We start from the raw sequence: 16,943 nt of genomic DNA, 5'->3' as shown, positions 1-16,943 counted from the left end.
AATTACAAGTGGCTTAAGTTTAATCTTTTCTTACAATTTTTTGAAACTTTTTCCTGTTACCTGTTTATCTACTTGTTATGAGCAAATAATTGTGATATTCTGAGACAAAATATTACAGCCAAAGGAGAATATATGACAAATTATTCACTCATATCAAAAGAAATAGAGGCTCTTACATCTGATGTAAGCGACCTCATTGCCAATCTTTCAAATGTATCAGCCCTCTTAAATACGGAGCTTACTGATATAAACTGGGTCGGCTTTTATCTGCTTAAAGATGATAAGCTAATCCTCGGACCTTTTCAAGGTAAACCTGCCTGTGTAACCATATCTTTAGGAAAAGGTGTATGTGGAACCGCGGTGTCCACTGACAGCCTCCAGCTAGTAAAGGATGTCCACGCCTTTCCGGGGCATATCGCCTGTGACTCTGCATCAAACTCAGAAATAGTCCTTCCTTTACACGATAAATCCGGCAAAGTAGTAGCTGTACTTGATATCGACAGTCCTACCTTAGGGCGTTTTAGCGAGGCTGACGGAGAGGGTATCCTCCTTTTACAGCCTGTACTTGAGGATATATTTAGTCGTTAGTGCAACCAGATATTATAAGCTCCATATCATCGTTTAGTGCAACAAGATATTATGAGCTCCATATTATCATTTAGTGCAGCCAGATATTATTAGCTCCATATTACCTTTAAGTTCATAAGCACCAAAGCCATAAGGGAGGATGAAATGTTCTCCCTTTTTTATATCATACTTATCACCATCGCCACTTATAAGTACTCCTTCACCCTCTAGTACGCTCACCAATGTGAAGTCTGTCTCCTGTGGGAGTTTTACCTGCTTCACGACCTTGATATAGCTTACTTCAAAGAGGTCACATACTACAAGGTTTCTAACGATGGAACCATCCTCTAAGGTCTTGCAAGTTCTATGTGAAGGCTCTTTTTCCTCAAATGGACAGGTTATTACGTCAAAACACTTGTCGATATGGAGCTCACGTGGCTTGCCATCCTGAAGCCTGTCATAGTCATACAGTCTATAAGTTATATCACTGTTCTGCTGGGTTTCAAGTATTACGGTTCCTCCCTTTATGGCGTGTACAGTACCCGGCTCAATAAAGAAAAAGTCGCCTTTTTTTACCGGGATTTCTCTGATAAGACCTCTGAAGTTCTTTTCATCCATATATTTATGGAGCTCCTCTTTGGTCTTAGCATTGTGCCCTATAACTATGGTTGCACCTTCTTTTGCATCAGCCACATACCAACATTCTGTCTTGCCTAGAGAGCCGCCCTCGTGCTCTTTAGCGTAGTTATCATCAGGATGAACCTGGATGGATAGGTCAGTTTCAGCAGAAATAAGCTTGGTTAGAAGAGGGAACACCTCTGCCTTTCCGGACTTTCCCCAGAGCTCTTTGTTATCTTGCCACAGCTCACTAAGCTTCTTTCCTGAATATTCGGACTTCTCTCTGGTTTCTACTATGCAGCCGCCATTTTTATGTGCACTAATTGCCCAACATTCTCCCGTTTTATCACTTGGTATATCGTAGTGGTATAAATCCCTTAGGGCAGTTCCGCCCCATATCATTTCCTTAAATACCGGCCTTAAAAATAAAGGTTGCATGAGTCTCTCCTATCTGTAGGTGTCTATCTTGTTTTCTTGTTTCCAATTGCCTCTGCAATTGCGGCTGCCTCTTCCTCAGCAAGCTCCACATCTGCAAGGCCATCTGTTATTTTCTTAACATATGTGTAGGTACCTGCTGTGGTACTGTGTACGGAGTTAATGAGAAAACCATTGTCTCTCTCATCAAGCATAACGATAACTGAGCTTAACTGACCTCCCATGTCAGCCATAGAATCATATCTGTATATGGCTGCCTTCTGATAGGCGGCTTTAAGCCTTCTAAATATCATTTCAATATCTTTGCTGTTCTTATTCTGAACCTCTTTAATCTCAGTAATCTGAGCAAATTTCTCAGCTATCTTATCTTCAAGGCTTCCCTTGCTGCCTTCAGTTAATCTTTCTATCCTCTTTTTAAGTCCTGAAATCTTAACAAACTGAATGATATCAAATATAAAAAGCAGCAGTATTACTCCTGCCAAGCCACAGATTATATACTCCGCAATAAAATCATAACCAAACAACTTCATTTTGCTTACCTCTTATATCCCTATTTCTTGATTGTGGAAAGTAGTTCCGCTATTCTATCCAGTTCTTCAACAGAATAATAGTCTATTTCTATCTTTCCCTTGCCGTTGTTTCTGCCCTTGATGCTTACCTTACTGCCCAAAATGCTCTTTAGACTGTCCTCAAGCTTCTTGTAAGCAAGTCTTTCTGAGGTTTCCTTCTCTTTTTCAGGCTCCTTATTCTCTAAGATATGCTTAACCAGCTTTTCAGTCTCTCTCACACTTAGCTTCTCATCAAATATCCTTGTTGCGAGGTTATGCTGCTTGTTTTTATCCTCAACAGCAAGCAATGCCCTAGCGTGTCCCGGTGAAATAAGTCCTTCCGCAAGCATTGACTTAACTCTGTCATCGAGCTTAAGAAGCCTTAGTGCATTGGTGATTGCAGAACGGCTCTTAGACACTCTTTCAGCAAGGTCATCCTGCTTCATTTTATACTCGTCTATAAGGTTCTTAAATGCTTCAGCCTCTTCTACAGGGTTTAAGTCCTGACGCTGGATATTTTCAATAAGTGATACTTCCATTATTTCTTTGTCGGTATACTCTCTTATTACCGCAGGAATTTTCGTGAGTCCTGCAAGCTTTGAAGCCCTCCAACGCCTCTCGCCCGCTATTATCTCATAACGCTTTCCTCTTTTTGTGAGGATGATAGGCTGAATGACACCGTGTATCTTGATGGATTCTGAAAGCTCTAAGAGCTCATCTTCGTCAAATCTTTTTCTTGGCTGCCCCATATTGGGATCTATTTCAGATATTTTTATTTCTAAAAATGATTTATCGGCGGTTTCTTTTAGCTCTGCCTTCGTCTTTTTTTCGGGAATCATCGAATCAAGTCCCTTGCCTAAGCCTTTTTTCATTGCCATTTCTATCCTCTTTCTACTAGTATCCAGTTACATCACTCTCTATAACCTCGTCAGCCAACGCCCTGTATCCCTCTGCACCTGCTGATTTGGAATCATAGATATTGATTGGCACACCATGACTTGGTGACTCTGCCAGCCTAACGTTTCTTGGTATTATCGTCTTATATATGTTCTGCTTCAAGGTATCCTTTACATTCTCAACCACCTGAAGTGAGAGGTTGGTACGAGCGTCGTACATGGTAAAGACCACTCCCTCTATATAGAGCTTATCATTCATCCTAGCCTTTACAAGCTCTATTGTATGTATCAGCTGGCTAAGTCCCTCAAGCGCATAATATTCGCACTGTATAGGCACAAGCACCGAATCGGCTGCTGACATTGCATTTACGGTTAGGGTGTTTAAGGATGGCGGACAGTCAAGGATAATAAAGTCGTAGTCTGCCCTTACTGTTTCGATATGCTTTTTAAGAATATAATGTTGGTCAGGTATTCCTATAAGTTCTATCTCAGCCCCTGCAAGATTTACATTTGCAGGCACAACCGACAGACCGTCATACACATTCTCTATAATGCAGTCACTAAGCTCACTCTCTCCTAAGAGGAGCTCGTACACTGTGTTTTCAGCATTGTTCTTATCCACTCCCAGTCCGCTTGAAGTATTCCCCTGTGGGTCAATGTCTATAACCAGTACCTTTTTGCCCTTTTCCGCAAGGCAGGCTGACAGGTTGATTACCGTGGTTGTCTTGCCCACTCCACCTTTTTGATTTGCTACCGCAATTACTCTCCCCATGTCTTCCTCCGAGGTTGAATCTATACTAATTTATAGTTAACTCGTTCCTAACTTCATAATGATATCACAATTTCTGCCAATAATCTATAGACAGTTAGGAGGCTTTCTTTAGAGAAAACGAGTCATAACTTTTCTCTGTATCGTCTGGCAATGCCTGTTCCGGCCCCAGAGGGTAGTCAGCCTTGGAAGCTGGGTATTTTGTTCTATCCCAGCTGTGATCTTTACTCATTGTAGCATCTCCTTTTAAATAATAATTTCTGGTTTCAAAGTAGTCATATTCTCCACTTCCATCATACTGCCCTCTATTCCAGGTATTGTCGAGATGATACCAGTTACCGTCAATCTTCACCAAGTTCCAGGCATGAAGCCCATCATCAACATTTCCTGTTATATAAATGACATCAAGACCTGCAGCCTTTGCAAGCCTGTAGAACATCTTAGCCTTTGCATCACATACCCCTCCCTTACCATAAAGCAGGGCAAAGCTTGTGTACACAGAATATTTCCCCAGGTTTCCTCCCGGACACGATAAAGTATCCGTTGACGAAAGTTTCTTTTCACCATAGGTATATCTGTATTCTTTAACCATAAAGTCATTAATTGCTCTCGCCTTCTCTTCCTCAGTCATTTCAGGCTTTATGTTTTCTGTAACCCAAGATTGCACAAAATTATTCAGATCAGCTACTTCCTTTCTTGTGATATCATACTTTATTCTTGTTTTCCACTTAAAATAATTCTTGTACTGAATAAAATCCGAATCATCTCCCTTGCTGTAGTGAACTATGTCATTAACTTCAGGTATTGCGTAGAGTTCATCCCATAGCGCATTATACTCTTTTTGATTGTTATACGATAAGACTCTGTTATCTACATTAACAGAAAATTCTTCATCCAGATTCTCTGTATGTGCAACTATACTCTTAATAAGCTCTGCCTTAGTCTTTATAATGGGCTGAACATTAGCTAAAATAGTCTTTGCCTTAGCCTTGTTTATCTTATAATCAAGTTTTAGTGTGAAATAATAGTATTTGCCTCCATTATCTTGTGTTGATGTTTTATACCCCTTTGTGTGCGACATTATCTCATTATATTCTACATTTTCAGAAAGTCTATCGAATATTTTATTAAATTCATTATCACTGTTTTTGACTGCTTTCTTTGATATCTTTAGCCTAATGTCCTTATCGAGGTTGATTACATGCTTTATAATCGAGTTTATCAGTTGCTTTTTTGTATTGATTTTTTTCTGCTTTTGTTTAGCGTCTTTACTCTTTTTTACTGTGACCTTTGCAATCCTTGATGTATTTGCATTTACACTATTCACTTTAGTGTATGCACCACTTGTTATACACAAAATCAGCACGAAGCTGAATATAAATGATATCCTCTTCATTTTACCCTCCATAGCATTTAGTTCTGACCACAATATATTATCATAAGTTAGTATTTTTTTAAATAAGTTTGCTTTGAATTGCCAAATAAATGAGAAAAGAAGCCTGTTAATATTCTAGGCTTCTTCCCTCGTTACATTTATTTAATATTTAGTTTCTAACATAACACCTCTTTACAAGTTAACCTTCAAGATGAATAGCTGCTATGAAAAGAGCTTCTACGATACAGGATAATCATAGTTTGCCGCAGGATAGTCCTTTGCATTCCAGCTATGATCCTTCCTAAGTGTTGCATCGCTCTTAAGGTAGTAGTCAAGTCTTGCAACGTATTCGTTCTCTCCGCTTCCTTCATAATGCCCTCTGTTCCATGTAACATCAACATGATACCAGTTGCCGTCAATATTTACCATGTTCCAAGCGTGAAGCATTCCTCCTGCACGACCTGTAATGTAAAGCACCTTTATTCCTGCTTTTTTAGCAAGTCTGTAGAACATCTTAGCCTTTGCATCACACACCCCGCCTTTTCCGTATAAAAGGGAGAAGCAGGTATATACTGAGTATTTGCCAAGCTTTCCGTCAGGGTATACTTTCGCATTTTTAGCAGGTGGCTTAACATTGTCGCCGAAGGTATATCTGTACTCGCTTACCATGAAATCATTGATAGCTCTTACCTTCTGTTCCTGTGTCATCCCTGAGTTTATATTATTTGCTACCCAGTTATTTACGAACTTGTCTAAGGCTTTGATTTCCTTCTTGGAGATATTATACTTTACACGGATTCTCCACTTATAATAATTCTTGTATTTCTTATACTTATCATCAAAGTTAATTCTGTAATGATTAATATCACTGATAGTAGGATTAGCATATAACTTATCCCAGAACTTGGTGTATGATGCTTTATTCTCTATCTTTACCAGCTTACTGCTAATGTTTAAGGTGTATTCACTGTCAAGATTCTTAACATGCTTTGCAACCTGCTTGATAAGCTGTTTTCTGGTCTTGATGATAGGCTTCACCTTGGCAAGAATCTTCTTAGCCTGAGCCTTGTTTATGGTGTACCTAGGTCTGAATTCCCATACATAGTAGTTTTTATTGTAATTATAACTGTCGATATCCCAGTATGAGGTATACTCCATTATTTCGTTGTATTTCTGATTGTCTGATATCTCATAAAGCAATTTCTTATACTCGTTGAAGGAGTATTTCATAGCTTTTCTGTTTACCAACAATCTGATTCTACTGTCAAGGTTAATCACACGTCTTGCAACCGCTTTCTTAAGCTGCTTTCTGGTGTTTACCTTTTCAAGTTTCCCATAGGCTACTACATTGCTCTTTGCAGCAACCACTGCCCTACCTGTATCTGCACTTGCACTCTCATAAAATGTTGGCAGAAATGAAAGGCTAAGGAGTATCATCATCGACAACAACAACTTAAAATAGATTTTTTTCATCGTTACCTCCGAATTTCTAATATTGACGATGATACTATATCATATATAGTTTACTTTTTATTTAAATAATTTATAACTTTTATATTACGTTTTTAGTTCGGTGTAACATGAAAAAACTTCTTTATAGGATTCATTACCTTAGACAAGGGTATAGCAAAACCCCCGGCTAACCGGGGGATGATAAATATCTAATTACTTTTTCTGTACATACTTCAAGCAGTCAAGAGTAACCGCTACAAGGATGATGATACCTTCAAATACGAACTGTAAGTTGGTATCGATACCAAGGATGGTGAGGGAGTAGGTAAGTGCTGTAAAGATAAGCACACCGACAACTACACCTGATATCTTACCAATACCACCTGTAAAGGAAATACCACCAACTACGCAGGCTGCGATAGCGTCCATTTCCCAGCCCTGGCCATAAGCCGCAGAACCTGAACCCACCATTCTCGCACACTCAAGCCAAGCACCGAAGCCGTAAAGGATACCTGCAAGGATGAAGGCACCAAGGGTTACAGCAAATACTGAGATACCGGAAGCTGACGCCGCTTCAGGGTTACCACCTACAGCGTAAAGGTTCTTTCCAAACGGTGTCTTATTCCAAATGAACCAAACCACAGCAATTGCTGCAACTGCCCAAAGAATAATAGTAGGGAAGCCGTTTATCTTAGGAATTATCATATCAGGTATGCTTGACTCGATAGCTCCGAAAGATACACCCTTTGTAGCATAGGTAGCTAAACCAAAGATTACAAGCATGTTAGCCATGGTTGAAATGAACGGATGCATCTTAAACTTTGCGGTAAAGAAGCCCGCTATAGATGTAAATAAGGTACAAAGCAATATACACACAACAAGTGCAAGTATAACTCTTAAGGCTACAGGAAGACCTGTAAAGTCAAATGCATAGCCAAATACCTGACCTGTATTTACGCCCTGATGCATTATTATGGTTGCTACAGTCATACCCATACCTATCATACGACCGATAGAAAGGTCGGTACCTGTAAGAAGAATGAGTCCTGCAACACCGAGGGCAAGAAACATCTTTGGAGATGCCTGCTGTAACACGTTAAGCACGTTGTTATAAGTAAGCAGGTGTGTCTGTGGCCCCTTTAACACAGGTGTAAGTATACTAAGTCCTATGAATATCAGGATAATTGCCAGATACAGACCGTTCTGCAAAAAGTATTTCTTAAGGCTGAAGCTGTACTTGTAATTTTCAAGTTTAATCTTTTGATTCTGCATAAAGGTAAACTTAGACATTCTAAGCAGGTCAATGAGATGGTACTTGTGGCTGAATGCCTCCATCTTCCTGTCCTTTATATCCTGAAGCTGCTTTTCATACTCAAGTTTTGCGTCAAAAAGACGGTTCTTGTACACATATTTTTCGTCTTTTATCTCCTGACTGTCCTTAAGCCCCTCAAGATTTTCCTTATGCTCAGCGGAAAGCTTCTCAAGTTTTGCCTGATAGTCTGACTTGGCTGCTTTTTTTGCTTCATTACAGCTTGAGACTAATGGATGATAGTATTCTTTGTCAAAATGCGCATCTATATAAGCCTCTGCCTCACTTATATACTTAGCTATCTGATCCTTATTTTCCCTCTCGACTTCCTCAGCCTTTTTAAGCTTTGCCACAAGTTCTGAAAGGTCAGAATTTTTTTCGTCACTAGTGAGGGTCTTATCTCTTTTGATACTCTCCATCAGACTCTGTATAGCAATTATCTTATCGGTACCCTCAACTCTCAGTGCATCGATTTTCCCCTGTATCTCACCCACATAATCATCTATAGGCTTACGAAGCTTTTTCTCTTCTTCCACTGTTAATATTTTACTCATAAACTTTATCTCCCTCATTTATAGGTATTTTGAACTTAGTCTAAGAAGCTCTTCCTGATTAGTTTCTTTGGTACTTACTATACCTGAAAGCCTTCCATTACTCATAACTCCGATACGGTTTGTAATACCAAGTATCTCAGGCATTTCAGAGGAAACAACTATGATAGTTTTACCTTCTTTAGCCATCTTTATAATAAGCTCATATATCTCATACTTTGCACCAACGTCAATACCTCTGGTTGGCTCATCCATCATAAATACCTGAGGCTGACGCTCAAGCCATTTTCCAAAAATAACCTTCTGCTGGTTTCCACCTGAAAGACTAGAAATAAGGTCTGATGGTCCCATACACTTTGTGCTCATTGTTTTTATTTCTTTAGAAGTTGCTTTGACCATTTTCTGATCTGATAGTACAGCTCCTGACTTATACTGACCTAAGTTGGCAATTGTGGTATTGAATGTAAGGTCACCTTTAAGGAAGAGGCCATTTGCCTTTCTCTCCTCGGTAATCATTGCAAATCCACTCTCCATAGCTTCTATAGGGCTGTTAAAGTTCATTAGCTTATTCTTAAAATAAACTCTTCCCGATGCCCTAGTTCTAACTCCGAAAATAGTCTCTAGAAGCTCTGTTCTTCCAGCTCCTACGAGTCCGTAGAGCCCAAAGATTTCTCCTCTTTTAACATCAAAGCTTATATCCTGAAGCTGAGGCTTAAACTTTGTAGAAAGATTCTTGATAGAGAGCACCGGCTCTCCAGGGATATTGTCCACAGGAGGAAAACGATTCTCAAGCACTCGACCAACCATCGCTGTAATAAGCTCATTCATATTAGTCTCTGCTGACGGCTTGGTCATAACCAGATTACCATCTCTTAGTACCGATATTTCATCACAGATTTCAAAAATCTCATCCATCTTATGAGAAATGTAGATAAGGGCAATTCCCTTTTCTTTAAGCATTCTCATCATTTCAAACAATTTATTTACTTCCTGAACATTCAGCGAAGAGGTTGGCTCATCCAGTACAATTACCTTCGAATTATAAGAGATGGCCTTTGCTATTTCACACATCTGCCGCTGTGAAACTGACATTTTACCCATTGGCTGAGTCAGGTTTATAGTCATACCTAATTTACGAAAGAGCTCTGAAGCCTCTTTTCTCATTCTTGCTTCATCTACTATACCTAACGAATTTACGGGGCATCTGCCTAAGAAGAGGTTGTCTACAACACTTCTTTCCAGGCATTGATTGAGTTCCTGATGAACCATTGCTATTCCATTTTCAAGTGCATCCTTAGGCCCTGAAAAATTTACTTCTTTTCCGTCTAAAACAACTACTCCATCATCCTTTTGATATGTTCCGAAAAGGCACTTCATCATGGTTGACTTACCTGCACCATTTTCGCCCATAAGTCCCATAACGGTGCCACGTTTTACATCCAGATTAATATGCTGTAAAACCCTGTTTCTACCAAAAGACTTACTCATGCCGCGTATCGATAAGATAGTCTCATTGTTTTTTTCTTCCATATTCATACCCCTGTTATATCTTATTCAAATACTTAATTCATTCACATTTCCCGCAGTATTATAACCTTATTCATATATCAGTCAAATAATAAAGGCACCTGAATCTTTGATAATATCTAAAAAGGTGGCGGCATGAGCCGCCACCTAATGCCTTTAATTCTTTATAGCCTTTCTTAATTCTTAAGAAGAGCTGTATAAGAAGCTGCATTGTCTGTCTTAACCATGTTTATTGCGAATGCATCATACTCACTTGGGTTACCAAGTCTGTTTGTGATATTAGACTCTGTCTGTCCATCACCTGCAATGTACTCAACATTGAGGTTCAATAACTTGTCATACTTCTGAAGAAGTGGCTGATATGTAGCACCTAAGAAGTTATCAGCTGAGTTGTAGATATTAAGCCATACCTTCTTCTCAGGACTCTTAGCTGCGTCAAGCTGCTTAGAAACTGCTGCAAAAGGAACAGTAGCATCAAGGAAGTTCTTATAGTTATCCGCTGTTACAGCAAGGTTTAATGCATAGTAAGATCTCTGATCTGCATTGTATACATAGTCCTCACCCTCTTTGAGTACATTACCAGCCTCATCAGCAGTTGAAATACCTGTATTGATGTCAACGCCGTCTAAAGCATTACGAAGTACACGAAGAGTTAAGTAAGCCTGAACGTCTGCGTGCTGGCTGATAGTTCCGCCGTATCCGTCCGCTATTGCAGCAACTGCATCACTGTTAGCATCGTAACCGAAGGTAGGAACTTTCTTCTCTTTTGACCAAGCATTGAACATAGCCATACCCATACCATCGTTGTTAGAAGCAACTACATCTATCTGGTCTCCAAAAGAAGATGACCATGTTCCGATAGCGTTACCTGCTGTAGGAGCATCCCAAGTAGCACCTGCTGCTGTCTTCATTTCCTGAGAAGCAAGCTCACGTACCTTGTACTTCTTTCCTCCTGCCTCAATCTCACCATCTTTAACTACTGTAGCCTTACCGTCTGCATTGGTTCCAACAGGATCACTAACTACAGTACCATCCTTATCAACTGCTGTACCAAGTGCACTACGAACACCTCTTGTACGGGCAATTGAGTCATTGTGGCCTACATCACCGATAGCGAGTACATAGCCGATAACTCCATCACCGTTACGGTCAATCTTATCTGCATTTTTCTCGATGTATTCTTTAATCATTTTTCCCTGTAATTCAGCGCCCTGAGCAGCATCAAAGCCAACATAGTAGGTGTTCTCGTTGAAGTTAAGTGCTGTCATATCAAGCTCACCTGTAGTACTGTTAGATGGCTGACGATTAAACCAAACTAAAGGCTTCTTTGCGTTTGCTACTTCACCTGAAGTCTGTGCTGCTGATGAAGTCTTAGATGCAGAAGCTGCAGTGCTGCTCTTAGCTGCACTTGAAGTCTTTGTGCTGGAAGTTGTCTTTGCTCCACTGCCGCCACAAGCTGATAAAGAAATTGCCGTAGCCGCAACCAACATAAGTGATAATGCTCTTTTTTTCATATTAAATCTTTCCTCCTTTTTTCAGAACCCCTTTGACTATGGGTTCAATCATTTACAATGGTGAGTATATCAAAATTTGGAAAGTTAATATATAGAATTTTTTTCTGTTTTTCTATGATTTTTTTAGTTATTTTGACAGGTCAAAGTTTAAAATATTCTCATTTACCTATAAAATAGGCTCATAAGCCTCATTTTAAGAAATGCTAATGTGTAATTTTTGACAGGCTTTCCGTAGTTACTATGTACTGGCTTACCTTGTAGTATTTGCCGTCTGGGCACTTATCTTTTATATCCTCAGGAAGCTCATTCCCTGTAGCCTTGGCTATGGCAAGTTCTATTATCGCTCTGGCATATTCAGGCTTGTCGCTTGATACACTGCCAAAAAGCTCTCCTTTTTTTATTGCCTCAAGCGCGGGCTCAGTGGCATCCACCCCTACTACCTTCACATCCTTAAGTGACTTTTCATTTTTAATAATGTCAATTGCTCCAAGTGCCATGTCATCATTATTTGATAGGATTAGCTCTATGTCATTTCCATATTCCTTAACCCAGTTTTCCATAAGTGCGGCCGCCTGACTTCTGTCCCAGTTAGCAATGTCCCCTGTAAGCTTCTTTATAGGCACTCCGCCGCTTTTTAGGGTTTTTATAGACCATTCTGTTCTCACTATGGAGTCCTGATGGCTGGCTTCTCCCTCAAGGAGGATATAGCTCACCTCTCCATCCCCATTTAAATCAAGAGATTTCCTGTCATTGTTATAAGCATCTACCAAAATCTTACCCTCAAGTACTGCAGACTCCTTAGGATCAGCGCCAACATAGCAGAACTTCTCCGAGCGCTTCATGTCATCTTCCACTGGTTCTCTGTTAAAAAACACAACAGGGATATCCGCCGCAAGTGCCTTATCTATAATCACTGAGGCATTTGCCCTCTCCACCGGATTTATACAAATCACATCGTAATCCAGAGAAATAAACCTGTCTACCTGCTTATTCTGAGTAGACTGACTGCCTCCAGCATCCACTATTTCCATGTTAAGTTTTATTTTATTTCTTTTTTCATAATACTTGACATAATTCTCCATTTCCTTTTTAATGCTTGATATAAAGGTGTCGTTACTGCGATAGAGACTAACTCCGATTCTTATGGTTTTCTTATCCGAAGTATCCTTTCCTCCACACATAAATATAATGAATGCAGCGGCAAAGGCAATTATAACAGCTATAAGAGTAATTATTGCTTTCTTTTTCATCATACCCTCCTTACCCGCTTATCGGATAAAGTATTTTAATATATTTTTCGTTCTTCATATCACTTGCTGTAAGGTAAAATGTTTCTACTACTTCTTTGCTAATTTTTTCTTTATTTGCAAGTCGATTGATTAGTTTCTCAATCATAGAATATCCCATATCATACTCATTCCAAGCCACTATTCCATCTACGTCTCCCTCTTCAAGTTTTCCAAGCAGATAATCGGTAGCTCCAACTGTGTATATTTTGAATTTACTCTTGTTTATTTCATTATCATTTGCATACTTGACAACGCGCTGTGAGCTTTCTTTATCTAGGGAAATAAAAACAGTTTCATCCTTGCCAAACTCATTAAGTCTCTTTTCAAGCTTCGGTCCTTCTCCCTCCATCATGATAACCTTGCACCCTGCGTCTTCAAATTTATTTCGCAAACTCTGTGCTAGACCTTTAATGTCCTCTCCCTCAAGGCTTTTTGCAACTAAGCATATCTCATTTACCTTTCCCTTAGTCTTATTTATATTCTTAAATAAAAACTCGGATATACGGGTATTATCCAAGGAAATATCTCCCTTTTCACCTAGTACAAGCACAGGAAATTCAGGATGTTTTTCCCTTATTTTATCTGCAACCTCACTTTTGTGTGCATTCCCTAGAATTAGCGCCTTAGCACCTGTCTCTATCTCATCCTCTGCTATCTCCACCTTTTCTTCCAAAGTAAGGTTCTCGGCTACTGACGGAAATCTCATATCCACGTTATACTCGTAGGCAGCCTCATCCATTCCCTTTTTCATATTTTCAAAATTTTCCCCCGATATCCCATCCACCAGTATGGATATAGAGTAAACCTTGGTTTCATTCTCTTTTATTATTAGATCCGTAGCCGAGAGGATGTATAAGAATATGAGGAGGGTAGCATATAATACCCAAAATATTATTGACTTTTTGTTCATAAGTTTTCCTCTCACAATATCATTATTATAGTCCGGCTCTTTACCCGCAAGGTAACCAGATATTATCTCCTCTCAGCCTTTACAGGTAAATGTATCGTTACCTTCGTGCCTTCATCCGGCTCTGAATCAATGGTTAAGCCGTAAGCCTCTCCAAAGTAGAGCTTTATCCTCTCATTTACATTCTTAACTCCTATGCCTGAGCCGCGCCCATTGCCTGAGGAACTTTTTCCAGTAAGTATCATTTCCACCTTATCCTCAGTCATACCAAGCCCGTTGTCCGCCACAGAAAGATACAGTTCATCCTCTTTACGCCATGCTTTTACTGTAATCATACCATCTCCGTCCATAAACTCCATGCCATGGTAAATGGCATTTTCTACCAAAGGCTGTAACATCAGCTTAAGGGACGGAAGTTCAAGCACATCCTCAGCTATATCAAATTCATAGTCAAATTTATTCTTGAAGCGCATATGCTGAATCATAAGATAATTCTTCACATGGTCTATCTCATCCTTGACTGTAACTATGTTTTTGCCCTTACCCAGGGAAAGCCTGAAAAATCTCGCAAGGGCAGTAACAGTATGTACGGCTTCAGACTGCTTTTCATTTTCAATCTGCCAAACTATGATATCAAGGGTATTGTAGAGGAAATGCGGGTTAATCTGTGCTTGAAGCGAATCAAATTCACTCTTTCTCTTCTCCTCATGCTCATTTACAATGTCCTGCATAAGCCCCTTTATCCTAAACTTCATATCCTGAACAGACTTGCCCAGGTGCTGTACCTCGTAAGAGCCACCCATGTAGATATCAGCATCAAGATTGCCCTCTTCAAGCTCCTTTACAGACTTTTCCAGCTCCCTTATCGGATTGGTTACCCTAAATGAAATGTAAGAATTGATAATGATGACTATGAAAATGATAAGGAGGATGACAAACACGATGAAAAGCCTTGTTTTAAGCATATTTAAGGAGATTCCAGTCCCCTTTATCACACCGACAAGCTTCCAACCTGTATATCCCACAGTCTTTGTTACCACCGTCTGTCTTATGCCGTTAAAGACTTCTTCCCTGCTGCCATCATCATAGCCAGCTGCCACAAGATTATTTTCCTTCACCCTGCCTGAGGCTATGAGCTCAAATTTCGGATGCCAGATTATCTCACCCTTTGAATCCATAAGATAGATATAGCCGCCATTTCCAAGGGTTACCTCATCAAGCACTTCGTCAAGCCCCTGATATGCCATTTCTATAAGCAAAACCGCCTGCTCTGTGCTTCCTCCTACAGTTATTTCAACTGCTCTTGACATGCTTATTACCCAGTTGTAGCCATTATCTCCCTTTTCAAACATTTTCTGCACGTGGGGGAGGGTGAAATGTATGTTTTCAGTTTTGTTAAGCGCATTTACAAACCATTCTTCATCTTCGGCCTTGAAATTTTTCCTAAATCTCGCTGCGGGTACCACACTTATTGGCTCTCCCTCCTTTGAAATGAGAGCAATGTTTGATACCTGCACCTTATTATTGTTATAGAGAAGAGTCAATTTTTCGCCAATTGAATCTTCGGAGAGATTAGCATTTTTTACAATTCCATAATAAATCGTGTCAGAAAGCTTCATTATATTTCTAAGATACACTTCCATCGATGAATCTACGCGGTTAACAAGGCTTACATTCTCCTGCTTAACTGTGTCATAAAGCTGTGAAGAGAGCCTTGAGTAGATGGATATCACAATCAAAAGCACCGCAACAAGCGATGTGATTGTAAAATAAATGAAAATTGAATTTCTAATGCTACTGTTATAAACGATTTTCTTTCTTTCAGCCTGCATCTCTTATTTTCCTGTTCTGTATTTGGTTGGTGACACTCCAAATTTCTTCTTAAATACATAGCTAAAATAATTTTGCTCCAAATATCCCACCTTTTCTGCTATCATATAGGTCTTTTCATCTGTTGTATTTAAGAGTTCAACAGCCTTGTTGAGCCTTATATCGGTGAGATAGTTAATATAGGTCTGCCCCGTTTCTTTCTTAAAAAGGCTTGAAAAGTACGCCGGACTAAGGTGTAAATGCCTACAGATAACTTCAAGCGAAAGCTCGGGATTGGTGTAGTTATTTGAGATATAGTCCTTAGCTTCTTTCACAATCTGCTTGGAGGTCGATTCTCTCTTTTGCTGCATTCCGAGATTGATGTTGTTGCAGATTCCGACCAGCCATTTCTTGAAGCTTTCCCCGTCTTTCATCTTGGAAACTGTTTCTATATAGTTGTCAAGCTCCGAAAGACTTATTTCATACTGTTGCATAAGGTCCATAATCCCCGTCAACACCCTCATCATATAAGCCTGATATTGATTTGAATGTACCTTAACTTCGTCTATTTTGGAAGCAAGAACTCCGACAGCCTCTGCAATCTTCTCCTCACCACCAAACTTGATGGCTGAGATTAGCTCTCCCTCTTCCCTTTCATCGAGCCTTAATACTCCAGTACTCACAGGCTCCATATCGTGGATGTAGACTACATCCTCAGCTCCTACTATTTTCTTGTAGCCTACTGCATCAGTAGCAGTCTTGTATGAATTTGAAATGTCAGAAAGCGTCTGGCTGCTCCTTCCTATTCCCACAGTAATGCCAACTCCCAAGACTCTCTTCGCACTCTTACATACATCTCTCATTACATTTGTAAGTCCTGTCTGGCTATTTTCATCATCAATAGCCACAATGATAACAGGCTCTGCATCCTGCACCGAATCAAAGACCACATTTCTGTAGTAAGGGCTAAGCTTATCCTCTATAAACTTTTTAACATAGATAGGTATCAATTCCTTTTCTTTAAGGAGTTCGCCATTTATTTTCGCATTTTCAAGCTCTATGTTTACTGCACAAACCACCCATTTATTGGCATTTCCAATGTTCATGCCATATTCTTTAAGATAGCCATCTATTGCATTTTCATCATAAAATCCCTTTTTAATAATCAGCTTATTTAGAAACTGTTCTCTAAGCACAGGGAGGCTTGCCTTGTAGCTTTCTCTAAGGCTATCTATGTTTCTTGCAGACTCTATTTCTTCATCAAGTTTCGCCCTGACTTTTTTGAGAATTTCAGTGAGTTCATCCACATTTACAGGCTTTAGGATGTACTCTGTCACCCCAAGCCTAATCGCCTCTTTTGCATAGGTAAAGTCGTCA

Annotated in this window: 14 protein-coding genes; 1 reads left to right on the top strand and 13 read right to left on the bottom strand. The window is 39.7% G+C overall.

Annotated elements, in window-relative coordinates:
• Positions 1-132 precede the first annotated feature (132 nt).
• Positions 133-588 carry a GAF domain-containing protein gene (locus ACO6HM_RS03705; RefSeq protein WP_485389826.1) on the top strand — a complete coding sequence of 152 codons (456 nt, stop codon included), beginning with the start codon at positions 133-135 and terminating at the stop codon, positions 586-588.
• A 66-nt stretch (positions 589-654) separates the two neighbouring features.
• Here ACO6HM_RS03705 and manA read toward each other — a convergent pair whose 3' ends face one another.
• From manA to ACO6HM_RS03640, 13 genes are all read right to left on the bottom strand, one after another.
• Positions 655-1,623 carry a mannose-6-phosphate isomerase, class I gene (gene manA / locus ACO6HM_RS03700; protein ID WP_485389825.1) on the bottom strand — a complete coding sequence of 323 codons (969 nt, stop codon included), beginning with the start codon at positions 1,621-1,623 and terminating at the stop codon, positions 655-657.
• 23 nt (positions 1,624-1,646) lie between these two features.
• Positions 1,647-2,150 (bottom strand): DUF4446 family protein, encoded by a 504-nt coding sequence (locus tag ACO6HM_RS03695; protein WP_485373145.1) that lies wholly within the window; start codon positions 2,148-2,150, stop codon positions 1,647-1,649.
• 20 nt (positions 2,151-2,170) lie between these two features.
• The gene (locus tag ACO6HM_RS03690) at positions 2,171-3,046 is read right to left on the bottom strand and encodes a ParB/RepB/Spo0J family partition protein (RefSeq protein ID WP_485389824.1); all 876 of its coding nucleotides are present in this window, start codon (positions 3,044-3,046) and stop codon (positions 2,171-2,173) included.
• A gap of 16 nt (positions 3,047-3,062) precedes the next feature.
• Positions 3,063-3,836, bottom strand: coding sequence for a ParA family protein (locus ACO6HM_RS03685; RefSeq protein ID WP_485389823.1), 774 nt, complete (start codon positions 3,834-3,836; stop codon positions 3,063-3,065).
• 94 nt (positions 3,837-3,930) lie between these two features.
• Positions 3,931-5,229 (bottom strand): transglutaminase domain-containing protein, encoded by a 1,299-nt coding sequence (locus tag ACO6HM_RS03680; protein ID WP_485389822.1) that lies wholly within the window; start codon positions 5,227-5,229, stop codon positions 3,931-3,933.
• Between the two features lie 216 nt (positions 5,230-5,445).
• The gene (locus ACO6HM_RS03675) at positions 5,446-6,681 is read right to left on the bottom strand and encodes a transglutaminase domain-containing protein (RefSeq protein WP_485389821.1); all 1,236 of its coding nucleotides are present in this window, start codon (positions 6,679-6,681) and stop codon (positions 5,446-5,448) included.
• A gap of 192 nt (positions 6,682-6,873) precedes the next feature.
• Positions 6,874-8,541 carry a galactose/methyl galactoside ABC transporter permease MglC gene (locus tag ACO6HM_RS03670; protein WP_485389820.1) on the bottom strand — a complete coding sequence of 556 codons (1,668 nt, stop codon included), beginning with the start codon at positions 8,539-8,541 and terminating at the stop codon, positions 6,874-6,876.
• Positions 8,542-10,050: a sugar ABC transporter ATP-binding protein gene (locus tag ACO6HM_RS03665; protein WP_485389819.1), complete on the bottom strand. Its 1,509-nt coding sequence runs from the start codon at positions 10,048-10,050 to the stop codon at positions 8,542-8,544.
• Between the two features lie 173 nt (positions 10,051-10,223).
• Positions 10,224-11,561 carry a substrate-binding domain-containing protein gene (locus ACO6HM_RS03660; protein ID WP_485389818.1) on the bottom strand — a complete coding sequence of 446 codons (1,338 nt, stop codon included), beginning with the start codon at positions 11,559-11,561 and terminating at the stop codon, positions 10,224-10,226.
• A 203-nt stretch (positions 11,562-11,764) separates the two neighbouring features.
• Positions 11,765-12,811, bottom strand: coding sequence for a galactose ABC transporter substrate-binding protein (locus ACO6HM_RS03655; RefSeq protein WP_485389817.1), 1,047 nt, complete (start codon positions 12,809-12,811; stop codon positions 11,765-11,767).
• Between the two features lie 10 nt (positions 12,812-12,821).
• Entirely contained in the window at positions 12,822-13,760 is a 939-nt protein-coding gene (locus tag ACO6HM_RS03650) for a type 1 periplasmic-binding domain-containing protein (RefSeq protein ID WP_485389816.1), read from the bottom strand.
• A gap of 62 nt (positions 13,761-13,822) precedes the next feature.
• Complete coding sequence (locus tag ACO6HM_RS03645) at positions 13,823-15,589, bottom strand: sensor histidine kinase (protein WP_485389815.1); 1,767 nt, start codon at positions 15,587-15,589, stop codon at positions 13,823-13,825.
• A 3-nt stretch (positions 15,590-15,592) separates the two neighbouring features.
• The coding region (locus ACO6HM_RS03640) for a helix-turn-helix domain-containing protein (protein WP_485389814.1) at positions 15,593-16,943 on the bottom strand (1,351 nt) is incomplete at its 5' end.

This window comes from Catonella sp. (assembly GCF_057250765.1).
This window is presented reverse-complemented; position numbering and strand designations above follow the sequence as displayed.